The sequence below is a fragment of the Sphingobacterium sp. UBA7249 genome, from assembly GCF_002472835.1.
Taxonomy (GTDB): Bacteria; Bacteroidota; Bacteroidia; order Sphingobacteriales; family Sphingobacteriaceae; genus Sphingobacterium; species Sphingobacterium prati.
In genome coordinates this window covers 1-22983 of record NZ_DKST01000006.1, presented here as the reverse complement: position 1 = coordinate 22983, position 22983 = coordinate 1, and the positions used below count along the sequence as shown (strand labels likewise).

Here is a 22983-nt window from a genome sequence, read left to right as displayed (position 1 = left end):
TTACATCATGAAAATTATAAAAATTATCGTATTATTCTTGCTTCCGGCTCTCACTTTCGGGCAGGAGTTCAAGTTCAAGGTTGATATCAAGTTGAAAAATGCCAATCCAAAGGCGGTGGCATACCTTGTCCAGAATTATGGGTGGACAAACGCCAAAATAGTAGACAGTGTTATATCCGCTAATGGCCATTTCATATTTACCGGTGTGCGGGATGAACCAGAACGCCTAGCGATTGTAATGGATCACCAAGGTATTCACAAGCTTCCTCATATCAAAAGTGCCGATACAAAGGAAATATTCTTGGAGAAAGAAACGATAACTGTATTGGGGACCGACAGTCTGAAAACAGCCAATATTAAAGGCGGAAAGGTGAATAATGACTTTCAGCACTACAATCAAACGGTATCGAAACGGGTAGAAGCATTTCAGGAACCGATGTACAAGATGTTTAATAAAACTGACAATGCGGAGCGTTCAAATACTGAATTTCAACAGAAACTGGTCCGTTGGTTTGATAGCATAAATGCTTACCAGGATTCATTGACACGGATATTTATTACTGAAAATCCAGCGTCTTATGTGAGTTGGTCAATGTTACAACGCATAGCGCGAAATGATTTCGATGCTACACAAAACGTAGATAGCTTTAAAAAATTAAGTAGCAAAGTAAAAGCTTATCCTTCAGCAGCCCAAGTGGCCAATTATATTCAGGAGCAAAACACCTTAGCTGTTGGCAATCTCGCGCCAGACTTCAGCCAGCCGGACACACTTGGAAAACTGGTTCGTCTCGCAGACTTTCGGGGACAATACGTGCTATTGGATTTTTGGGCTTCTTGGTGCGGTCCTTGCCGCAATGAAAATCCTACGGTTGTAAAAGCCTATCATAAGTTTAAGGATAAAAATTTCACCGTATTAGGCGTCTCCCTAGATGGTGCCAGTCAGCGCGAGGCCTGGATAAATGCGATCCATAGTGATGGCTTGCCTTGGACCCAAGTGGCGGACCTGAAAGGCTGGAAAAATGAAGCGGCTCAACTTTATAAAGTGAAATCTATCCCGCGCAATTTCTTAATTGACCCGACGGGAAAGATTGTCGCCCGAAATCTTCGTGGTCCGGCTTTGGAACAGTATTTAGCTAAGTTTTTAAATTAAGGTGATGAATAAGTTCATTTTGCAATATTACCTCATCGCAGCCCTTGGCACACCGGTAAGCATCGCCCCATGTCCCTTATTGGGTCGGTGGAATCGACGAGGGGGTAGGTGATTAGGAAAAATGCAATAGTTCTTTGTTTGACCATAGTCGGCTTTCGGCTAAGAAATGAATTTCTTAGCCGAAAGCCGAAAAAATTCCTTTTTTCCATAACATGATAATGAATTTTCTGAATATTATATTCTCAAGCGCTAGAATTTCTATAAATTTTATTGTTTTTTACCCGTTACATTGATAATTGTTTGGTTAAAGTTTAATATTGTTGAAAATATTATTGCCAACTATTATCAAGATTATGTTCTCTAAATTGTTTATTTATGAATAGAAAAATGAAAACGGTAGCTTTCCTATCGCTACTGTTTATAACGACCGGTATTCAGGCGCAAGTCGGAAAATATCAGTGGAAAGAGACCTCTGAGGGGGGCTATACCTATAAATATGTGACCAACGACCCGGTCCAAACCCGGTTTTACAAATTGAAAAATGGATTGACCGTCATTTTAAGCCCCAATAACAAACAACCTCGCATACAAGCTTATATTGCAACCAAGGCTGGTAGCAAGACAGATCCAAAAGATCATACTGGACTAGCACATTACCTGGAGCATATGCTGTTTAAAGGAACCGACAAGTTTGGTAGTTTGGACTGGTCCAAAGAAAAACCGCTGCTGGACGAGGTTGACAATCTTTATGAGAAATACAACCATAGTACAGATGCTAATGAACGCACTGCCATCTATAAAGAAATCGACCGTGTATCGGGGGAGGCATCAAAATACGCAATTCCGAATGAGTATGATAAACTGATGAGTAGCATGGGCTCCAAGGGTACGAATGCCTTTACCTCTTTTGAGCAAACGGTCTACGTGGAAGATATCCCCAGCAATGTGATCGATAAATATCTGACCGTACAAGCGGAGCGATTCCGAAATCCCATCCTCCGTTTATTCCATACAGAGCTTGAATCAGTCTACGAAGAAAAAAATATAAGTTTAGATAACGATAGCAGAAAATCGATCGAAGCTATTTTTGCGGCCATGTTTCCCAATAATAACTACGGCAAGCAAACCGTTTTGGGCTCTGTGGAGCATCTTAAAAATCCTTCGCTCAAAGCAATCCGTGAATATTACAACACCTATTATGTTCCGAATAATATGGGCGTGATTATGTCGGGTGATTTTAATCCTACCGATGTGATTAAACGTATTGACAAGGCGTTTTCAGGCATGCAATCCAAACCCGTGCCAGCATATACCTTTGAGAAAGAGCAGCCCATCACTAATCCAATTTCAAGAACTGTCAAAGGCCCTGCTTCGGAATATGTCTTAATGGGTTTTCGTTTCCCGGGGGCAGCACATCCAGATGCACAGATCCTCAATTTAATGGCTAATGTCCTTACCAATGGATCTGCTGGTTTGATCGATCTAGACCTTGTTAAGTCTCAGAAATTATTGGGAGCAGGTGCATTTCCTTATATTCTAAAAGATTATTCGATGCTTATTCTTCAAGGTAATCCAGGCACAGGTCAGAGCCTTGAAGATGTCAAAAAACTATTGTTGGCTGAATTGGACAAATTGAGAAAAGGAGATTTCTCCGACGACTTGTTGACATCGATCATCAATAATGAAAAAAAATCACAGATTAAACTCTTCGAAAACTACACCAGTACCGCCGAACAGCTTATGTCAGGCTTTAATTCGGAGTTGGATTGGGCAAATGAGTTGGCTTATACGGACCGCTTAGCTAAGATTACCAAAGAAGATATTGTTCGCTTCGCCAATAAATATATTTCTGACGTCAATTACGTGACCGTCTTCAAGGAAAAAGGGCAGGATGCCAATGTAGATAAAGTAGTCAAACCAGCCATTACGCCTATTACGGTCAACCGGAATGTAGAGTCTGCATTTTTGAAACAGATTAATGCTATGCCGGAGCAGAATATCAGTCCTAAATGGATCGATTTTGATCAGGAGATTTCCAAAGCAAAGCTGAAGGATCTGGATGTATTGGCTGTTCAAAACAAAAATAACGAACTATTTACACTGACTTATCATTATGATTTTGGTAGCTGGGACAACAAGTTACTGGGCTTGGCCGTCGGATACCTGGAATTTTTGGGTACCAAGAATAGGAGCAGTGAAGAGTTTAGCAAAGCATTCTATAAGCTGGCGTCAGACTTTTCAGTTTCTTCCGGAAATGAGGAAAGCAGTGTTTCTATTTCTGGTTTGGGTAGTAATTTCAAGGAGTCGGTCGGTCTGCTGCAAGATCTGATGCATAACTGTATAGCGGATGAGCGGGCATTCGCCGCATTCATTGACCGTGTTAAAAAATCCCGGGCCAATGCCAAGGAGAATAAAGCTTCTATCATGGAGGGGCTAAAAGCATATGCACGTTATGGGGCCAAAAACCCGTTCAATTACACCTATACCGATCAAGAGTTGGATGGATTGAAAGCTTCAGACCTCGTGGAGGTATTGCATAAGTTAGCGGATGCGAAACACCGTATTCTCTATTATGGACCGGAGCCTGTGAATGAACTGGTAAAAAATCTGACACCGCTAAAAAATAGTAACACGGCCTATGCAACAATAGAAAAGGGCGTAAAGTTTGTAGAAAAGCCGACCGATGAGAGCAAAGTATTCTTTGCACAGTATGGTATGAAGCAGGTTGAAGTATTCTGGATCAGAAATTCAGGGTTATTTGATAAAAACCAACTGCCGACGGTTGCATTTTTCAATGGATACTTTGGAGGCGGTATGGGCAGTATTGTATTTCAGACGCTTCGGGAATCTAAAGCTTTGGCCTATACGACTTATGCCTACTATGCACAACCGCAAAAGAAAGAAAACCATGGCCTGGTCGGTGCTTATATCGGCACGCAATCGGATAAGTTTAAAGATGCTGTAGGTGGTATGAATGAGCTTTTGAATGAACTACCAGAATCAACTGTGGGCTTGGAGTCGGTACGTACGAATTTATTAAAATCATTGGCTAGTGAACGTATTACGGGGACTGGTATCCTCTCAAGCTATATGGCAGCACAACGCCGTGGACTTACCGAAGATTCAAGAAAAATGATCTTTGAAAAGATTCCTCAATTGACATACAGTGATCTTAAACAATTTCACAGTGATAATATCAGCCGCAAGCCCTATAGCTATTGCATTGTAGGCGAGGAGAAGGACCTGAATCAGGACAATATTACAGCGCTTGGTAAAATCACTAAGCTTAGCTTAAATGAAATCTTTGGATACTAATCCAAACGGAGCAGATAGTTTTAATAGTTTATTTTGTAGTAGGGACCGCGTTGGCATACGTCGGTCCCTTTATTTTTAAAATAAGTGGCTTACTTCTTGGCACAAGTAGGTTAAAACCTTTGCAACCTGTATCCAAGCTCAATTTACATGCGTCAGGCGGATCACAAGACTTAGTGTTTTGAATTACGATCAATGTGACATGCTGAACAAAATTTATTGACGCTCTCAACAAAACTCCCGCCTTCGGAACTGCCTAAATTTGTACTATAACATTTAAATAAATAAACAAAATGGAAAAGAGCAATTATCAAGGCGCATTACAACACCCCATCGGATCGGGATTTAACGCCAAATCAACGGCAACTGAAGTTATCGGAGGAATCTCCCTAACTGGGAAGATTGCAATTGTAACAGGAGGTAATACAGGTATTGGCTTGGAAACTGTCAAAGTACTTGCAGCTGCAGGGGCAATAGTGATTGTACCGGCAAGGGATGTTGAAAAAGCAAAAAAGAATCTGCAAGGCATTCCGAATGTAGAGATAGAGGCGATGGATTTAAGTCAGCCTGATACCATTGATGAGTTTACTGAAAAATTTCTTTCCTCAGCCCGTCCCTTGCATCTGCTTATTAACAATGCCGGTATGACATGGGTGCCACTACAGAGAGACAACCGTGGGATCGAATCTCAATTGGCCACCAATTATCTGGGTCAGTATCAGCTAGTGGCAAGATTGTGGCCGGCACTTAAAAAAGCTAATGGTGCAAGAGTAGTTAATGTATCTTCATCGGCTCACCATATGGGCTCTTTCAATTTTGATGATCCTAATTTCGAGCATACTGAATATAACACCCTTGTATCTTATGGACAGTCAAAAACTGCATGCAATCTGTTTACTGTTGAATTTGATAATCGAGCTAAAGCTTTTAATGTAAGGGCCTATTCGTTACATCCAGGTGAAATTGCAGGTACTGAGCTGGGACGGGGTGCGGATATGGAATTATTCAGACAACTGGGATATGCCGATGAGCATGGAAATATACGTCCGGAAATCCTTGCAAACTTAAAAACTATACCCCAGGGTGCTGCTACTACGGTTTGGTGTGCCACAAGTTCACTACTAAATGAAATCGGTGGCGTGTATTGCGAAGATGTAGAAGTGGCAGAATTAGCTAATGGAACTATAGAACAGGGTAATGGCTTAGAAGCACAAGGTGTACAACCTTATTCAGTAGATCAAAACAATGCCAAAAGGCTTTGGAACCTAAGCGAAGAAATGACAGGCATTGCCTTCGAGGTCAATTAACTATTACGTATGCTTTTCCTTCCCCATTTTTAGTAACATCATGCATCTTAAAAAGCGAAAGGGGATCAGCAGCTATATGAAAATTGTGGTTTTGGTTATCTCGGGTATCCGGGACGTGTGGGCATGCCATCCGAATTCACTATTTTTGAACTATCAGCGTTATAGGATACTTTAACATGTTAATTTGAAACAGTCCACTCTAAATGAATAACTTTACAAAAATGGAACATATATCAAGATACCTAACGAAAGAAATAAAACTTTCCTCATATGAGGACAAACTGTTCAAGTCAGATCTGATGTTTCAGGACCATATGCTGATCTGGTTTATTTCAGGCGAGACAAAGATTATCCAATGGGACACAACCTTCAATTTTAAGACAGGCGATATTTTTCTTATTCCCAGAAACCAGCTCGCGACTATCATCAATTATCCTAAAAATGGGCTTCCTCACAAATCCGTAGTCATGCACCTTTCGGTGGAGCGACTACGGAAGTTTTATGAAAAGATTGATATTAAGAAGAGCGCTGAGCCCGGACAGAAAATATTTCGCTTCAGTAATCACCCCTTATTAGAAAGCTGCATGGCTTCGCTGATACCATATTTTGATGTTGAGGGTGAATTTCCGGACGAACTAGCTTCTTTAAAAATAACTGAGGCCATAAATATCCTGCGGATGATTGACCAAAGTGTTGATAGTGTGCTGGCAAATTTCGATGCACCAGGCAAAATCGACCTTATCAATTTTATGCAACGAAATTTTATGTTCAATATGTCATTGGAAAAATGGGGTTACCTAACCGGTCGCAGCTTATCTACATTTAACAGGGATTTCAAGAAACTTTTCAATACCACTCCCCAAAAGTGGTTAACAGACAAAAGACTTGAGCTCGCTTACTATCACTTAACTGAAAAAAAGAAAAGACCGACTGAAGTCTATCTCGAAGTTGGGTTTGAGGATCTCTCTCATTTCTCTTTTATCTTCAAAAAGAAATATGGATTTTCACCTAATCAACTGCAAGTAAGTTAACTCCAATCTCCCAGTAGAAAAATCCGTAAATTCTAGTTGAAAATCCTAATGCGTAGCATGTCGGTCTCTCCTCGATCTTGCCGCGGACGACGTTGTCGTCACAGAGGAAGAAGACCTATCCGAGTGTGTCATGCAGATCACCGGCGGAAAAGGCGCGAAACTAATGTTTGATCCGATCGCAGGCGCCACGCTGGATACGCTGGCGACATCACTACAAAAGGTCGAGAGTGGACCAAACATTTTGAAATTTAAACGCGTTTGCTGATTTGATAAAAGAACAAGGTGCAGATTTTAATGAAAGAGATTCATTGTATTAATGATTTTTATCCTATTCATTCATAGTTTATGATAAATGCCACGAATAATCGCTATTCGTGGCATTTAATATAATAAACACGTTATAACCGTGTTAAATTTGAATACGCTAATCTGTTTTACTTTGTTTTTTTTAACGGAAAGGTTTACCTAAATTAATAATCTGTTTAAACGCTTGTTATATACTTGTGCACGATTGAAAAGCACAAACAAGTCAAAATTCAAAGACGGCAAGTGAGGGTAAGTCGCTGACAATTCCCGTGATTTAAGTAAAATGGCCTACCTCGGCAATCCATACCAAATTCAATTAGGGGTAAGATATAGTTTTTAAGCAATAACAGAACATGAACAGTTCAAGAAGAGATTTTATTAAAAAGTCGGCACTCCTTTCGGGAAGTGCCGCTTTGGTAGGTTTGCTACCATCGACAATCCAAAGAGCATTGGCAATCAATCCCGCATCGGGCAGTACATTCTATGATTCAGAACATATCGTTTTCCTGATGCAGGAAAATCGTTCATTTGATCATCTATACGGTTGTTTGAAAGGCGTACGTGGTTTTAACGATCCCCGTACGATCATACAGCCCAATGGAAATAGTGTATGGGCTCAGTCTAACGCCGAAGGGAAGACCTTTATACCGTTTCGGCTCAATGTAAAGGACTCAAAGGCCCCGTGGATGGGTTCCACCCCACATGGCTGGGCTGATCAGACCGATGCGCGAAATGGTGGGAAGTATGACCGCTGGCTGAATGTCAAAAAGCCCTACAACAAAGCATATGCCGATGTACCCCTGACGCTGGGTTATTGTGACCGCTCTGATTTCCCGTTTTACTATTCTTTGGCCGATGCATTTACGGTCTGTGATCAGCATTTTTGTTCGAGTATTACCGGAACACATCCCAATAGATGGTATTGGATGACAGGCACGGTACGCGAGCAAAATAATCCCAGGGCGAAAGCACATCTCTGGAATATCAGCGATTACAACAAGCCTACGCTCGACTGGAAGACATTTCCGGAACGATTGGAAGAACACGGCATCGGCTGGCGGATTTATCAAAATGAGCTCACGATAGGATCGGGCATCAGTGGTGAGGAAAGCAATTGGCTTGGGAATTTTGGCACCAATGTGATGGAATACTTCAAAGCATACAATGTGCGGTTGCATCCCGGCAATGTGGCTAATCTTCAGCAGCGAAAAAAAGCTGTACAACAGGAGATTGATCGTATCGGGCCAGATCCTGTCAGTCAATCCGACAAGCAGAGATTGGTGGCAGCACAAAAGGTGATGCGCATGATTGACGAAAGTATCGGTATTTATACAAAAGAAGCCTATGATAAATTACCGCGTCATGAAAAGTCACTCAATGACAGAGCCTTTACGACTAATCATAACGACGCAGATTATCATGCTTTAACGACGATATCGTATCAGGATGGAGACATAGACCGGCAGTTGCAAGTGCCAAAAGGGGATGTGCTCCATCAGTTCCGTCAGGATGTGGAAAATAACAAACTGCCGACGGTCTCCTGGTTAATGACGCCTGCAAATTTTTCGGATCATCCCGGAAGACCTTGGTTTGGCTCCTGGTATGTCAATGAAGTTATGGAGATCTTGCTCAAAAATCCAGAGGTATGGAAAAAGACGATCTTCATTCTTACCTATGATGAGAACGATGGATTTTTTGACCATGTACCGCCCTATGCGACGCCCAACCCGTATAGAGAAGGGTCTGGTAAAGTCTCATCCAATATCGACGGAAAGATGGAATGGGTGACTAAAGATCAACAGACCAATCCATCTGCCATGGAAGACCGTATCCGGGAGAGTTCCATTGGACTAGGGTATCGTGTCCCACTGGTTATCGCATCGCCGTGGACTAGGGGCGGATTTGTGAATTCAGAATTGTTTGACCACACTTCATCACTTCGCTTTTTGGAGAACTTTTTGGCGAAGAAATTTGGAAAAAGCATTCGCGAAGAAAATATCACCCAATGGCGCCGCAGCATCTGTGGTGACCTTACATCCATCTTTAGACCTTTTCAGCCGGATCAATCCGAGACAGTTAAGGCGCTCGAAAAGGATGCTTTTATGGTGGATGTCCATAAATCCCAATTTAAAGATATTCCTAAAAACTATCTTCCCCTGCGTGAATCGGAAATCGCTCAGGTGAATACCGCGCCACAACAATTTTCTCTCTTTCCTGAGCAGGAAAAGGGAATCAAACCTTCATGTCCGATACCGTATGAATTGTACTTAGATGGCCATTACGATGTAAACAGTAAAGAATACCAACTTACCTTTACAGCAGGAAATAAGGTCCACAATACCAAATCCAATGGTTCACCATTTTTGGTCTATGCTGCCGCGCCTTATGATCAGGAGACATTACGAACTTGGGAATATGCGGTTTCTGCCGGAGACTCCCTACGTGATAACTGGCATTTAAGCTCGTTTAAGGATGGCCATTATCATCTAAAAGGATATGCGCCCAATGGCTTCTATCGAGAATTTCGTGGTAGCGACAGGCATCCGGAGGTCTCGGTCAAGTGTGTATATGAACAGGCGAAAAATAAGGATCAATTGACAGGAAATCTAGTTGTAAAATTGAATAACCGGAGTGCTGCCGCTAAAAAAATGCTGCTCAAAGACTTGGGGTATCAGCAACAGTTAGGGCCAGTGACTTTAGCTCCGGGCGAAGAAAAGTCGATTGTGATCGATCTTCAATCAAGTTTTGGCTGGTATGACCTGCAGCTTGAGGTGGAAGGATATCCGACTTGGTCAGAGCGTTTTGCTGGCCATGTGGAGACCGGAAAGATCTCTAAGACGGACCCTTTAATGGGTGGCCTTTATACCGTATAGGCTGTATAATCATCTCCACAAATGATTGATGTGGAGATGATTATTTTATAATGTTGAAGGATATGTTTAAGTTGCGAAAGAGAGGTCAAAGAAACAATTGTCTGAATGCTAGAGGTGAAACATTGGTCTTTTTCTTAAACAGTTTGTTGAATGATTGTGGATGTTCAAAACCGAGCTTGTAGGCAATTTCTGCCACTGAAAGGCTTGTCGCCGTGAGTTTTTCTTTGGCTTCCTCAATTAACTTGTCGTGAATGTGCTGTTGTGTGTTTTTACCGGTCACTGACCGTAGTAAATCGCTTAGATAACGTGCTGAGACATGGAGGTTTTCTGCTAAATACTCTACCGTCGGAAGCCCCTGGTTTAATGTTTCTTCGCTGTCGAAATACGCATCCAGCAATTTTTCCAATTGTGCTACCAGCGCATTGTTAACAGCTTTTCGTGTGATGAATTGACGCTCGTAAAACCGGTTGCTGTATTGCAACAGCATATCAATTTGTGACAAAATAATACCTTGTGTATGTTTGTCGATATGTTGATACTCTTTTTCGATTTTAAGAAAAATTTCTACAATGTCTTTTTCTTCCCGTTCGGAGAGATGTAATGCTTCGTTAAGGGCATACGAAAAGAAATTGTAATTTTTTATTTTGCTTGCAAGTGTGTGCGTATACAAAAAATCAGGGTGAAACATAAGCATGTAACCTTTTCCGCATTCGATGTTCATTTTTCTGATTTCAGAAATCGTTAACGACTGAATCTGTTTGGGCGCAATAAAGTTCATGGTTCCTTTGTCGAAATCGTAATATTGTTGTCCGTACTTTATTTTTGCGGTAACATCTTTTTTGAGGGAAATGCTATAGAAATTGACGCAGAACTGCTCCCAAATGCTGCTTTCATCAGGTTTTATTCCAGCGACATCAATTACACTGATGAGCGGATGTAACGGCGCAGGCAATGACAATTGCTTATGAAATTCGGATATGGAATTGATAATGTGCATCCTGTTTTTGTTTTACAAATTTACAAAAAACAACTGCCTGGAAAGACAGTTGCCGATTTAAAAATTAAGCCTCAAATTGTTTGGCGATTTCTTGCCTGAAAGCTTCTTTTCCGATTGACAGACGTCTATCATATAAGGCATTTGCATCTTCGCCTGCCAAATAGCGTACCTGATCTTTATTGTCCGTTGCTGCTTCATACACCACCTGGGCAATTTGCGCTGCCGTGGATGCGTTTTGCATCATCAGATCCATTTGTTCTAACAGTTTGTTTTCGATGTCTTCATAGTTGGAAGATCGATTCATATCCAATGAACGACCTACAAAATCTGTCGCAATTCCTCCTGGAGCAACAGTTTTGATCGCTATCCCAAATTTTTTCAATTCAAAGGACATACTTTCGCTCCAGCCCTCCAAAGCGAATTTTGTCGCATGATAAATCGACTGTAACGGGAATCCCATAAATCCACCAATTGATGTAGTCGAAATAAACAAACCACTTTGCTGTGCTCTAAAATGTGGGATAAATGCCTGTGTAACGCGCAATACACCCAACAGATTGGTATTGATTTGACGAAGTATTTTTTCGTCGCTCAAGGTTTCAAACGCGCCCATCAATCCATAACCTGCATTATTGAAAACGACATCGATTTTGGCCAAAGAGATTGCTTTTTCAACAGTTTCTTTGATCTGTGCGGGATCGGTTACATCTAATTTTAATAGCGTAACGTTTTCGATTTCAGTAAGCTCGGTTTCATTTTCGGGATTTCGCATTGTTGCGATAACATCCCAACCCGCTTGTTGGAATAGCTTGGCAGTTGCTTTTCCCAACCCAGAAGAAGCTCCTGTAATGAAAATTGTCTTTCTCATAGTGTTATTATCTGATTCAATAATACAAATGTCTGAAGAAGGCATAGGGGAGTTGTTGCCATATTGAGCTTGGTTGTAGCCAAAATGACGGACACTATTTTTGTTTAGGCGAATATTGTTGTCGTATACTGCAAAAAAGGCATGAATTTATATGAGTAGCTTAGGGGGATTAACTAAATGTGTGCTGCTGCTCGGTGTAATAGGTACTGCGGCCTCCGATTTTGGTCTGCAAAATCTTGTTTCCCTTGGCATCTGTTACAGCTTTGCTGTTATGCACTTTCATAAAATCGCGGACTTCGCCGCTAATGATGTCGGGATGGGTCTTTAAAATGTGCTTTTCCGCTTGTTCGAGCACTTCTTTGATCGCTTTCGCGAGTTTCTTTATTTCCTTTTCCGGAATCTTATTCGCAACGGATAGGGGCGATATATTCGCTTCATATAGGATTTCGTCGGCATAGGCATTGCCAATGCCTGCAATATGTTTTTGATCCATTAAAAGCGTTTTTATCTTGGATCTACTGGACTGTAACAGATCTTCCAAAAACTGCGGGCTTAGCTTGGTGGAAAGAGCATCCACAGCATCTGCCTGAGGTGGGTTAAGCTCAACATTGGCTAGCTGCTGAAAGTCGGTCACGGAAAGGGTCTTGCCATCTTGAAAAGTCAGTGAAAGCAAGGTATACTTAGGCTTCGGATCGTCGGAATACACGAGTTTGCCATGGAGCATCAAGTGCAGGGCGAGGAGTGCATCTTTTCCAAAGTCAAAAAAAAGCCTTTTGCCCTCACGATACACCTTATCCAGCCTTTTACCTTCCAATGCCTGCAAATCCTTCTCACTGACTTTGATCTTTTGTTTTTGATGGATAACAGCACTCTTCAGCACTTTTCTTTGAATCATTTTCGTTAGGTTTTTACTGAAAACCGCTAGGTCTGGCAATTCGGGCATAGCTTTTCGTTTTGGGATATCAAAAGCAAGGGCTTTCCCTGAAGATAAGCCCTTACTTTTGATGGATAATACCAAATATATTATTTCAATTTGTCCTTTACCGATTTACTGTGCTCCAAATGAGTTCTTAAAGTCGGTAGAGTCTTATCTACAAAGGCCTTTAATTCGGCATCTTTCAGATTTTTACTGGCGTCCTCAAAAAGCTTGACATCTTTTTCGTGATCCTCCACCATCTCGTCGATATAAGCTTTGTCAAATTCTCTTCCGGCCTTTTTAGCCAAATCATCTTTTACTTTTTGCTGCTCAGCGCCTACTGTGGCTGGGACAGTAATGTTTTTTGCCTGGGCAAGTGCTGTCAGTTCGTCATTGGCCTTGGAGTGGTCTTTGATCATCATTTCTCCGAAGGCTTTGACATCGGCATGCTGCGCTTTTTGCTGTGCCAGCTGTCCGAGCTCGACTTCGGCCATACCGCCATTTGCGGCCTCGGTGACAAATTTAGCATCCTCTTCGCTGACTGATAGAGGCGTCGCTGCGACCTGATCATCATCTATATTTTCAGGTGCCTTTTCTTCGTTGATACTGTCTGCCGTTTCCTTACTGTCATTCTTTGCACCGCCGCCGCAACTTTGAACGGCAACAATCGAAAATGCAATTGCTAGGGTCAGAAATATTCTTTTCATATGCTTATGAGTTTGATTTCAAGGTAAACAGTCCTCAAACCAATATCGTTCAAAAAAAATGATTATTGATGCAACATCTATGTTGGTTCAACAAAAATTGAAAAAAGATATCCCGAATCAAGATAATTTGTATATTTTGAGGTATGATCGGAGATTAGGTCTTCGTAGATGGTTAAATACAAAATTTCAAATACAAGTTTCTTGGTGAATATTAGCAGCTATTAAAAATATGAAGAAAATGCTTTTGTGCACTCTTTTGTCATGGTTTGGCTTCAGTATAGCACACGGACAGAATCCTCACAGCCAACATAGTAAATCAGATACCGTACCTTCAACAGTTTATAAAAACCTCGATGATAAAAGTCAGGTGAATGTTCAGATTTTGGGCAAGGTGTACAAAGGCGATCTGATGAGTACCTTAAAGCCGGAGGAAGTTAAATCTGTGGAGGTTGTCAAGGGGAAACAGCTTGTTATAATCGAACTGAATCAGAACTATAAGCCAGTCCTTATTACGCTATCCGACCTGCAAAAAAAATATACAAACGTTAAATCTAATCGTGTCATCTTTAAGATCAATGATCAGATAGTTCAGCAAAATCCTGCTGAGGTTTTTGTGGATATAAGTAATATCATGCGGATTGATGTCTCCCCAGTGAAATTTATCGGTGATATCGATGAGCTTTATATGATGAACTTGCTGGTGCGCAACGAAAAAAATAAAAAGGAATTGAATAAAATTATTATTCGCTAAGGATTGTATTCTAAATGCATTAAAATTCAAGCAGTATACGCTAAAACAGGTGATCCTTACTTTGTAAGGATCACCTGTTTAGTAATTGGCGTTTAGCCAATAAGTATGTAGTTAATCTACGTTTTTGACTTAGTGCGCTTTATATTCTTTTCCGACGCTTTGGTAAAATATCTCGCGGTTGAGAGCGACTACGCGTTCGTATTCCTTTGTAAAGTCAATTTTCTGAATCACGAGTTGCTCATTAAGTCGATCTCTTGCAGCAGCAGACTTCTCCCGTATGGCAAAACTCAATGCTTCTTTCAGTTCGCTGACGTTCAGGTGGGTGCAATAGGCAGGGGTACCGGGTTGTTGCCGCCAAGACTCAGCAAGCGTTCCATTATCGACCGTATCGAAGCCGACAATATTTGCGATTTGAGAAGCTATTTTTTTATGTTGATCGTTGTCTCCGGCAACAGCGATGGCTATTCTGCCATTTGCTCCAGCAGCTTTCCCTTTATTTTTAATGGCATATTGCAATATATTATTAAACATCTTTACGATCGGCCTATTCAGAATGCTGGCAATATAATCGCTTTCGGTCATCTCCTTTAGTTCGGGTATTTCACCATCGCGCATTGGATAATAATTGGATGTATCGATAACAACGACACCCTCGGGCACCTCATGTAATAGATCTTTGGGTAAACCTTTATATGCGCTGTAAGGCATGGAAAAGATAATCACGTCCACATCGTTGACAAGATCTTGCAATGAAGCAGCATGGGCTCCTAAATCTGCTGCAATCTTTTTCAATTCTGACATTGGCTTGGTATTCGTCACCTTTACCTCTTGCTCTGCGTCGGCGAGTTTTTTCGCTAGGACGCTGCCTACGGTTCCTGTTCCTACAATTCCTATTTTCATTATAAAATTATTTATGTTAAAATATAAAATAACCTACCCTAAAATTAACTTATAATACATCTACAGCGCTGAATGTGATTTCATTACGCTTACTTTCTTTCCTGCAATGGCCTGCCGAGGAACAAGGTGCAGATTTTAATGAAATAGATTCATTGTATTAACGATTTTTATCCTATTCATTTATAGGTTATGATAAATGCCACAAATAATCGCTATTCGTGGCATTTATTATAATAAACACTTTAAAACTTGAGTTAGCTTGTAGAATGTTATTCTAACCGCTTTAACCGGAATAATAATTGTTGGACTGCTTCTTGTGCATCGTCGATAATGGATTGAGAAAAAGTTTCTTTAAATAATCCTTCCCGTTTGCTTTCCACTTTTTTATAAAAGTCCTCTATATATTTAATATAATTGCTAGGCTTGGAAGTTTCAGGAATAATGATATCCAGCGTGCCTTCTAAAGAAAAGGTTGTCTCGACCAATCTGTCTGTAATGTCGATCAGGGATTCAATAGCCTGGTCCAAGGAAATATGTGCTTCATAACTTCCCTTACCTGTTATAGACCAATGGGTTAACTTTAAAGCATTTCTAAATGAGATCATTTCACCTAGGAAGTTTGCTACATCCTGTTTCGTGTTCTGTTGTTTTTTTGCCATAATTACCTGTTTCTACGTGTATTCACTGTTTGAAAATGATAACAATATATCGCCGCCCATTGTTTTGGAATACTTGTTTGTTTCGGTCCTTCGGTGGTAACGACGTCGGATTTCTCACTGTCGTGTGGCATACCGATACGCCACAGTTGGATTTCTACCAATTACATAAAAATTAATTAATATTATATAACTTATATTGCATTATAATTCAGAACTTTGTAATAAGTTGACGTTGTCATTTGAAGGTTTGGCCATCCGAAGACAAATGCAGCGATAGGATCAGGTCGGTATTGAAATTTTAAACAAAAAAATTTAATATCATGAAAGCGTTTCAATATTTCGTCGTTATTTTTTTAGCTATTCTCCCCGTAGCGATCTACGGGCAGGATGTAAAAATAGGTACTGAAATTACCACAGCGCTAATGGACAATACCTATCTTTCCAAGCTGAATTATCCAAAATCGGTCATCAGGTTCTACACGGACAATTATTCAGGCGATAGTTGGACTGATAGTCAACAAGGGCTGGATCAATCGGAAATAGCCCTCGCGCTGCTGACACGGGCTGACCATTATGGACTGTCGCTGTCCGATTACCATCTAGAAAGCCTTTCACCTAAAAAATTAAAGCAATGGCGGGATTTTCCTTCCGATAAGAATCAGAAGGAAAGAGCCAAGTTTGATATCCTGCTGACAGATGGCCTGATTACCTTTATTAATCACCTTCACTTTGGCAAATATAATCCACTATACGATGCGTCTAGCATTGATAGCAGCAGGACAAATGGTTTTTGTGCGGATGAGATATTGTCTGCAGCACGGTTGCGGGCAGATTTCCAGGGTGAAATACACAATGCCCAGCCCAAGATCAAGGCTTACCGCGACTTACAGGCCTACTTGGATGGATACTATGCAGAGAATAAGGCTACGACTCCTAAAGCGGTAATGGATAAGATCATCATGAATATGGAGCGCCTTAGATGGATCAGCACGCAAAGTGAAAACTATATCCTGGTAAATATTCCTTCCTATACCCTGGAATTTCATCAGGGGGACGAAGTATCCGACTTTAAGGTGGTGGTGGGAAAGCCAACGACAAAAACGCCTGTTTTGGAAAGTGAGATCGAGTTTTTTTCAACAGCACCAGACTGGCGGGTCCCCCAAAGTATTTTCCTCAATGAAATACTGCCCGAAATTTTGGAAGATCAGAGCTATCTCGCGGATCATAATTACGCGATCTATGACGGAGCGGGCAATGAAGTCATCGTGAATGCATCAACACGAAGAAAGATCAGGAATAATCCTAAGAAATATAGTGTAAGGCAATCATCTGGGGAGGACAATGCCTTGGGTGCCGTCGTATTTAGATTTCAGAATCCGCATGCGGTATATGTTCATGACACCCCGCAGAAACAATTTTTTAAACGCGGGAAAAGGGCGCTCAGCCATGGCTGTATACGTGTGGAGAATGCCGATAGGCTCGCCGCCATGTTATTATCATATGATGATTCCGAATACAGAATTTCGGAGCTGGAATATGCAATACAATCTTACGAAAAGAAGGATTTTGTCCTGAGCAAGCCGCTGCCGATTATAATAACTTACCTGACCTGTCTGATAAAAAACGGAAAGCCCATTTTGTACGCTGATATTTACCAATTCGACAAATCACTGCAAGATAAGTTGAGTCAAAATCGGTAGTTAGGTCAGGTCAGCATAGGATCGTTGCACATGTTAAATATAGATAGATCACTGTTAATTTATGAGATCATACTGTTGGAGAACATATTCTAAAAAATATTGTTTCTTATACAGTCAATAGACAACAGTTTATATACTTAAGCAACTTCTTTATGGTAAGCATCAGGATTATGATTACTAAAAATATTAGTTTTATTATCTTTTATTTTGTATCTTTGCCCTAATATCCTTATTATAAGCAGTTTATTATGAGTAAATCTTCCAGCCGCGTTGATGATCAGCTATGGAAGTCTATTTTAGAACAGACTTTTGCGCATTTCTTAGAGTTTTTCTTTGAAGATGCAGCATCTATATTCGATCTGAGCAAACCTTTTGATTATTTAGATAAAGAGTTTGAATCTTTATTTCCTCCAGAGCCCAACGGCAAGGGGGTGCGTTTTGTAGATAAGTTGGTCAAAGTCTATTTGAAAGAGGGCGGTGAGCAGTTTGTGCTATGCCATATTGAGGTACAGTCCAGTCGAGGTAAGGGAGATCTTGCAGAGCGCATGTTTCGGTATTACTATAAAATATCCGATAAGTATCAAGTTCCAATTTCTGCCATTGCTATTCTTACCGACGATAGCCGAACTTACCACCCATCTGCTTATATCAAGGAGTTCATGGGTACCATTCTCCATTACCGTTTTAGTAGTTACAAAGTGTTGCATCAGGACGAGGTCGCATTACGTTCAAATAGTAATCCCTTTTCAGTCGTAGTTTTAACTACATTATTGGCTATCACGAATAAAAATATCAGTGACGATAAGTTGAAGGATATTAAGCACGATCTTTATGAACAGATGATGAGTCGTAAAATGGATAAGAAAACACGTCAGGGTCTCTATGATTTTTTGACCTACTATGTAAGTTTTCAAAAACAAGAAAATTTCTATATCTTTGAAAAAGAGGTCGAAAACAAATTAGGAAGGAGTAATATAATGGGCACTCAAGAATATTTATTGGATAAAGCAGAGAAGCAAGGCATTGAGAAGGGGCGTTTGGAAGAGCGTGCTAAGCTTAAGGCAGAAAAGCGTACTATTGCATTAGAATTTAAGAAAATGGGTTTACCTGTAGCAGATATTGCTAAAGGTACCGGACTTTCCATCGAGGAGATCGAAAAACTGAAGTAGAACAGGGGTCTAAAATATACAGAACCGTTTGGGATGACCAAACGGTTTTTTTTGTGCCTTTGTTATTGACAAGTAGGCAAACCGGCAGGAGACAACCCTAAAAAATGCGAAATCTGATCAGGGATATTTTGTTGAAGGAATTGCATGTGGAGCAGGATAACGATCCGTCTTTATTATAATCGTCTGGACTAGCCCCTTATCCTTAAACTGTACCATCAAGCTAATCTTGTAATCTGATACTTTTGAGCTATTAATCAAAACAATTAAAAGCAATGGGGTACAAAATCAAGAAAGCTGGTCTGGAAGACTTAGACACAGCAGCAGCATTATTCAACAATTACCGCGTTTTTTACCGTCAGGAGGATGACCTCGAGAGATGCAAAAAGTTTATACACCAGCGGTTAGACAATGAGCAATCGACCATCTTCATGATCTATGTGGATGAGGAGGCAGCCGGTTTCGTTCAGTTGTACAAACTCTATCATTACATTAAACTCCAAAAGCAATGGCTATTGAGCGATTTGTTCGTTCATCCCGATTACCGAGGCAAAGGGCTTTCGGTAGCATTGATAGACCAGGCAAAACAATGGTGCAATGAAACAGGGGCTTGCGGTTTGATGCTTGAGACCGAAAAAACAAACGATATAGGCAATACGCTATATCCGCGTTGCGGTTTTGAGTATGACGGCAACCACAATTACTACTATTGGTGGAAATAGCAGAAAGGGCGGACTATAGCAGTCCGCCCTTTTCAGAATCCTCCAATAAAAGCTTTCCCCAATCGTTCAATTTCCAAAGTACCGCGACTAATTTCTCGCCCAGTGGTGTAAGCAATAACGGCTGACAGCCATCGAAGAATACTATTTCTTAGGAATGCCAAAATGTAAAATCTGTTACTGTAGTGGATCCTGGCGGCCCCACCCAGATACCGGCATCATTCTCTGGCTGTCGTGGATCATAAAGTACTGTCGCTATACCGCCAATCTGGGGCAGATCTTGGCGTTTCCATTGGCCTATTTTCTGTACCCAACGATGGACTCCGTTCATGTCGGTGAATCTCACGGTGATTGTTCCGATGAGTCCAGCAGAACTGGGCTCAATTGCCGGAATATCGGTAATAAGTGCAGCAGCTATTTTTCCCTCATTTATCATGCGCCTAAGCAGATCATTCTTTGTAGATCGGCGCATTCTTAAGAATACACTAATTGATAGGAATAACAGGGCAATAGCGGTCAGGATCGTTGGTATAAGCCATAATAATCCAAGTACAGGGAGTGAAAGCACGCCCCACCAGGCACCTAGGGCAAAGCCCAGGAAAAGGATAGGTCCTGCGCCAACACCGGGGGATGAAAGCAGTTTCCCGGTAAATCTTCGGCAAGCGCCAATATGCACAAAGAAACCAAAAATAATAAATGGTAGTCCGCCTGCCATTCCAAAGATCGCCAAGGGTGGTTCACCAGCGTTTGTCACATTCTCCTCTAAAAAACCAAAAAGCGAACGGACGACTAGCATGCCGCCCACTAAGATCATAGCATGACCAATCAAAATACCGCATAATGCAGCCTTGCTGCCCCTTTGTCTGGTTGTGCGCTGCTTACGCCGGGCGATAGGATCCGTTGTGTTACTCTTCTTCATCTAATAAATTTTCACCATGCCTTACTACGAACCTGTTCTTAATGTGCTAATATAACTATTTTATAGTTAGCACCTTGTCTTTAAATGATGTCACTGTTTTGAAGGAGCAGCATTCGGATTATTTGAACAAATAGTAAAAGACCTAAAAATTGATAGAGCACTGCGACGCTATTACTCTTTATGCACCGCAAGTTGAAATGTCGTTTAAATTATTTTTAAACGATCTCAAAATTTAAGCTGTTCTATAGGTGACAGAGCCTCGTTTCTACTGATTGATTTGGATGGCCGGGTTTGGATGCTCGGCCTCCTTTCACCATACAGATTTAATTTCCAGATTGTTATATTCTTCAAATCTAGTAAATTCAATAGCCATCGCTTTATTGCCTCAATAGAAATGCCATACTATCGTAAAAGAATACTCAATAGTCTGTTAAATAGAGTTAGCATGCTCAAATAAAATATACTTTTTGGTATATTTGCTGCATAATATTTGAAACAATGCTAACAAAGTCAGAAAGAACAAAGCAATTTATACTGGATACAGCAGCCCCGCTCTACAATGAAAAGGGGATAGCCGGTGTCAATATTGATGATGTGCTGGCTGCGACGAAACTGACCAAAGGATGTCTTTATGGCCATTTTGAAAACAAGGATGATCTTTCCGTCCAGGTCGTTGATCAGATGCTGAAAAAAGTCAGCGAAAAGATGCATATGACCGTTGCAAAAGGGAAAACTGCAAAAGCCAAGATTTTCGCATTCATGGATTTTTACAAAGATCCGATAGAAACCTATATTTCAGGGGGATGCCCAATCTTTAATACTGCGGTAGAAGCGGATGACAACTATCCGGTGATCAAGGAAAAGATCGCAGCGACATTCAGGGCTGGTCAGGAAGGCCTTACAAATATCCTCAAATCAGGAATAGAGAACGGGGAGTTTTCGCACGACCTTGATCCGGCTGTTTTTGCATTTAAAATGGTGGCCGCTGTTGAAGGTGGTATAATCATGTGCAGAACAATGAATACCGTAAAGCCCATGCAATCGCTTATCAAAAACCTGAAGGCTGAACTGGAACAATACAGCAAATAATTTTTTTTAAAACAAAATAGACTAAAAAGTATATTATTAAAATAAAATAGACTAAAAAGTATAATAGTTAAGATCAATAAATATGAGCAACACAGTATTATTTGAAACGTACGAGCTAAACGGATTACAACTCCAAAACCGCATCGTAATGGCGCCGATGACGCGGTCACGGGCAGCCAACGAAGGCAATACCGCTACTGCACTGCAAGCGGAATATTATGCACAACGTGCTACCGCCGGTCTGATCATCACAGAAGGTACCTTCATCAGCAAGGATGCTGTGGGCGTACCCAATGTACCGGGTATCTATTCAAAAGACCAGCTTGCCGGCTGGAAATTATCGACAGATGCCGTTCATGAAAAAGGCGGACGAATCTTTGCGCAGCTGTGGCACACGGGTGCGTATTCACATCCTGACCACCATAATGGGAAGGCTCCTTTGGCACCTTCTGCTTACAACCCGAAGGTAGAGGTCTTTACCGCTACTGGGTTTAAACAAAGTGAAACAGCGAGGGCGATGACCTTGGAAGACATCAGACAAACAGTTGCCGATTTTATACAAGGCGCCATCAACGCTTTTGAAGCGGGCTTTGACGGTGTCGAACTGCACGGAGCAAACGGCTACCTTTTACAGCAGTTTTTCAGCAAAAACAGCAATTTTCGAACCGATGAATACGGTGGAAACCCCGAAAACCGTGCGCGCATTCTTTTTGACATACTGGATGGCTTGAAGCAGGCCGTGGATATCAGTCGTGTCGGTATCCGTCTTAACCCTTCCTTAAATGGCATTATGGGTATTTTGGTAGATGATGAAACCATCGCCACTTATGATTATATCGTCAGCCGCTTGAACGATTACGGCTTGGCTTATGTGCATTTGATCGAACCTTTTACTGATGTAAGTGGCAATAGCGATGCGATACAGGAAGTTGCAAAACATTTCCGTAAAATCTATACGGGTACCATCATCATCAACCGCGCATTCAACAAGGACAAGGCAACGCAGGTAATCAACGATAGCGATGCTGACCTGGTGTCCTTTGGGGTTCCGTTCATTGCCAACCCCGACCTGGTCGAGCGTTACAAAACAGACGCACCGTTAAATGCACCTGATCAAAACACGTTTTATACCCCGGGCCAAAAGGGTTACACCGATTACACGACGTTAACCAGCTAAACTGCAGGGATATAACTGCACCAATATCACAAAGATTTTGTATAAGAAATAAATAAATTATTAAAGTAATTACCTCTCAAAAACATATCACATGAAAACAACAGGAAATACCGTATTTATCAGCGGTGGAAGTGCCGGCATCGGTCTGGCTATTGCTAAAAAATTAAGCGCAGCTGGAAATAAAATCATCATCAACGGCCGCAACGAAGAGCGTCTTCAAGAAGCATTGGCTGAATTAAACGGCGCAGTGGTTATACAAGGTGATCTATCGGTAGAAGCTGACAGGATCCGTATTGCGGATGACCTGAAAACGAATCACGCCGACGTGAATATCATCGTAAACAATGCTGGAGCAGCTTTTGTGAATGATTTAAGTGATCCTAATAATAACGCTGCCGAAAAAGCGTACACCGAGATCAACACCAACTATATTAGC

At 41.2% G+C, this 22983-nt stretch carries 19 protein-coding genes; 12 read left to right on the top strand and 7 right to left on the bottom strand.

The features are described from left to right. Positions 1-7: 7 nt before the first annotated feature. From B4A24_RS03625 to B4A24_RS03605, 5 genes are all read left to right on the top strand, one after another. Complete coding sequence (locus B4A24_RS03625) at positions 8-1150, top strand: TlpA disulfide reductase family protein (protein WP_293942715.1); 1143 nt, start codon at positions 8-10, stop codon at positions 1148-1150. A gap of 375 nt (positions 1151-1525) precedes the next feature. Next, on the top strand, positions 1526-4465 hold the full coding sequence (locus B4A24_RS03620; protein ID WP_293942712.1) for a M16 family metallopeptidase: 2940 nt from the start codon (positions 1526-1528) through the stop codon (positions 4463-4465). Positions 4466-4755: 290 nt separating this feature from the next. After that, positions 4756-5769 carry an SDR family NAD(P)-dependent oxidoreductase gene (locus tag B4A24_RS03615; RefSeq protein WP_293942709.1) on the top strand — a complete coding sequence of 338 codons (1014 nt, stop codon included), beginning with the start codon at positions 4756-4758 and terminating at the stop codon, positions 5767-5769. Positions 5770-5990: 221 nt separating this feature from the next. Next, positions 5991-6800, top strand: a complete 810-nt coding sequence (locus B4A24_RS03610; RefSeq protein ID WP_293942706.1) for a helix-turn-helix domain-containing protein — start codon at positions 5991-5993, stop codon at positions 6798-6800. A 659-nt stretch (positions 6801-7459) separates the two neighbouring features. After that, complete coding sequence (locus tag B4A24_RS03605) at positions 7460-9979, top strand: phosphocholine-specific phospholipase C (RefSeq protein ID WP_293942703.1); 2520 nt, start codon at positions 7460-7462, stop codon at positions 9977-9979. A gap of 85 nt (positions 9980-10064) precedes the next feature. Here the strand turns inward: B4A24_RS03605 and B4A24_RS03600 are convergent, their stop codons facing one another. The 4 genes from B4A24_RS03600 to B4A24_RS03585 form a co-directional block, all read right to left on the bottom strand. After that, the gene (locus tag B4A24_RS03600) at positions 10065-10976 is read right to left on the bottom strand and encodes a helix-turn-helix domain-containing protein (RefSeq protein WP_293942700.1); all 912 of its coding nucleotides are present in this window, start codon (positions 10974-10976) and stop codon (positions 10065-10067) included. Positions 10977-11040: 64 nt separating this feature from the next. Next, positions 11041-11844, bottom strand: coding sequence for an SDR family oxidoreductase (locus B4A24_RS03595; protein WP_293942698.1), 804 nt, complete (start codon positions 11842-11844; stop codon positions 11041-11043). 169 nt (positions 11845-12013) lie between these two features. Beyond that, positions 12014-12787: a DNA-formamidopyrimidine glycosylase family protein gene (locus B4A24_RS03590; RefSeq protein ID WP_293942696.1), complete on the bottom strand. Its 774-nt coding sequence runs from the start codon at positions 12785-12787 to the stop codon at positions 12014-12016. 80 nt (positions 12788-12867) lie between these two features. Continuing rightward, positions 12868-13467: a DUF4142 domain-containing protein gene (locus tag B4A24_RS03585; protein ID WP_293942693.1), complete on the bottom strand. Its 600-nt coding sequence runs from the start codon at positions 13465-13467 to the stop codon at positions 12868-12870. A gap of 229 nt (positions 13468-13696) precedes the next feature. Between B4A24_RS03585 and B4A24_RS03580 the strand changes: the two genes are divergently transcribed. Further along, positions 13697-14218: a hypothetical protein gene (locus B4A24_RS03580; RefSeq protein ID WP_293942690.1), complete on the top strand. Its 522-nt coding sequence runs from the start codon at positions 13697-13699 to the stop codon at positions 14216-14218. Between the two features lie 129 nt (positions 14219-14347). Here B4A24_RS03580 and B4A24_RS03575 read toward each other — a convergent pair whose 3' ends face one another. Continuing rightward, on the bottom strand, positions 14348-15118 hold the full coding sequence (locus B4A24_RS03575) for an NADPH-dependent F420 reductase (RefSeq protein WP_293942687.1): 771 nt from the start codon (positions 15116-15118) through the stop codon (positions 14348-14350). Between the two features lie 269 nt (positions 15119-15387). Further along, on the bottom strand, positions 15388-15777 hold the full coding sequence (locus tag B4A24_RS03570; protein ID WP_293942684.1) for a DUF5856 family protein: 390 nt from the start codon (positions 15775-15777) through the stop codon (positions 15388-15390). Between the two features lie 320 nt (positions 15778-16097). Between B4A24_RS03570 and B4A24_RS03565 the strand changes: the two genes are divergently transcribed. The 3 genes from B4A24_RS03565 to B4A24_RS03555 all read left to right on the top strand — a co-directional run bounded on the left by B4A24_RS03565 (position 16098) and on the right by B4A24_RS03555 (position 19365). Then, positions 16098-17477 (top strand): L,D-transpeptidase family protein, encoded by a 1380-nt coding sequence (locus tag B4A24_RS03565; RefSeq protein WP_293942681.1) that lies wholly within the window; start codon positions 16098-16100, stop codon positions 17475-17477. Between the two features lie 248 nt (positions 17478-17725). Then, positions 17726-18646, top strand: coding sequence for a hypothetical protein (locus B4A24_RS03560; RefSeq protein ID WP_293942678.1), 921 nt, complete (start codon positions 17726-17728; stop codon positions 18644-18646). Positions 18647-18918: 272 nt separating this feature from the next. Further along, positions 18919-19365 (top strand): GNAT family N-acetyltransferase, encoded by a 447-nt coding sequence (locus B4A24_RS03555; RefSeq protein WP_293942675.1) that lies wholly within the window; start codon positions 18919-18921, stop codon positions 19363-19365. Between the two features lie 148 nt (positions 19366-19513). On the opposite strand, the gene B4A24_RS03550 is transcribed toward B4A24_RS03555, so the two are convergent. Continuing rightward, complete coding sequence (locus B4A24_RS03550; protein WP_293942672.1) at positions 19514-20281, bottom strand: hypothetical protein; 768 nt, start codon at positions 20279-20281, stop codon at positions 19514-19516. Positions 20282-20779: 498 nt separating this feature from the next. On the opposite strand from B4A24_RS03550, the gene B4A24_RS03545 reads away from it, so the two are divergent. The 3 genes from B4A24_RS03545 to B4A24_RS03535 all read left to right on the top strand — a co-directional run. Further along, positions 20780-21370 carry a TetR/AcrR family transcriptional regulator gene (locus B4A24_RS03545; RefSeq protein WP_172393958.1) on the top strand — a complete coding sequence of 197 codons (591 nt, stop codon included), beginning with the start codon at positions 20780-20782 and terminating at the stop codon, positions 21368-21370. 82 nt (positions 21371-21452) lie between these two features. Further along, positions 21453-22547, top strand: a complete 1095-nt coding sequence (locus tag B4A24_RS03540) for an alkene reductase (protein WP_293942667.1) — start codon at positions 21453-21455, stop codon at positions 22545-22547. 91 nt (positions 22548-22638) lie between these two features. Continuing rightward, positions 22639-22983 (top strand): SDR family NAD(P)-dependent oxidoreductase (locus tag B4A24_RS03535; RefSeq protein WP_293942665.1); only part of this gene is annotated, 345 nt, incomplete at its 3' end.

Coding starts and splice junctions, on each gene's coding strand:
- B4A24_RS03555 (WP_293942675.1), top strand. CDS start 18,919: ATGGGGTACAAAATCAAGAAAGCTGGTCTGGAAGACTTAGACACAGCA.
- B4A24_RS03615 (WP_293942709.1), top strand. CDS start 4,756: ATGGAAAAGAGCAATTATCAAGGCGCATTACAACACCCCATCGGATCG.
- B4A24_RS03595 (WP_293942698.1), bottom strand. CDS start 11,844: ATGAGAAAGACAATTTTCATTACAGGAGCTTCTTCTGGGTTGGGAAAA.
- B4A24_RS03545 (WP_172393958.1), top strand. CDS start 20,780: ATGCTAACAAAGTCAGAAAGAACAAAGCAATTTATACTGGATACAGCA.
- B4A24_RS03580 (WP_293942690.1), top strand. CDS start 13,697: ATGAAGAAAATGCTTTTGTGCACTCTTTTGTCATGGTTTGGCTTCAGT.
- B4A24_RS03565 (WP_293942681.1), top strand. CDS start 16,098: ATGAAAGCGTTTCAATATTTCGTCGTTATTTTTTTAGCTATTCTCCCC.
- B4A24_RS03620 (WP_293942712.1), top strand. CDS start 1,526: ATGAATAGAAAAATGAAAACGGTAGCTTTCCTATCGCTACTGTTTATA.
- B4A24_RS03625 (WP_293942715.1), top strand. CDS start 8: ATGAAAATTATAAAAATTATCGTATTATTCTTGCTTCCGGCTCTCACT.
- B4A24_RS03610 (WP_293942706.1), top strand. CDS start 5,991: ATGGAACATATATCAAGATACCTAACGAAAGAAATAAAACTTTCCTCA.
- B4A24_RS03540 (WP_293942667.1), top strand. CDS start 21,453: ATGAGCAACACAGTATTATTTGAAACGTACGAGCTAAACGGATTACAA.
- B4A24_RS03560 (WP_293942678.1), top strand. CDS start 17,726: ATGAGTAAATCTTCCAGCCGCGTTGATGATCAGCTATGGAAGTCTATT.
- B4A24_RS03605 (WP_293942703.1), top strand. CDS start 7,460: ATGAACAGTTCAAGAAGAGATTTTATTAAAAAGTCGGCACTCCTTTCG.
- B4A24_RS03600 (WP_293942700.1), bottom strand. CDS start 10,976: ATGCACATTATCAATTCCATATCCGAATTTCATAAGCAATTGTCATTG.
- B4A24_RS03585 (WP_293942693.1), bottom strand. CDS start 13,467: ATGAAAAGAATATTTCTGACCCTAGCAATTGCATTTTCGATTGTTGCC.
- B4A24_RS03575 (WP_293942687.1), bottom strand. CDS start 15,118: ATGAAAATAGGAATTGTAGGAACAGGAACCGTAGGCAGCGTCCTAGCG.
- B4A24_RS03550 (WP_293942672.1), bottom strand. CDS start 20,281: ATGAAGAAGAGTAACACAACGGATCCTATCGCCCGGCGTAAGCAGCGC.
- B4A24_RS03590 (WP_293942696.1), bottom strand. CDS start 12,787: ATGCCCGAATTGCCAGACCTAGCGGTTTTCAGTAAAAACCTAACGAAA.
- B4A24_RS03570 (WP_293942684.1), bottom strand. CDS start 15,777: ATGGCAAAAAAACAACAGAACACGAAACAGGATGTAGCAAACTTCCTA.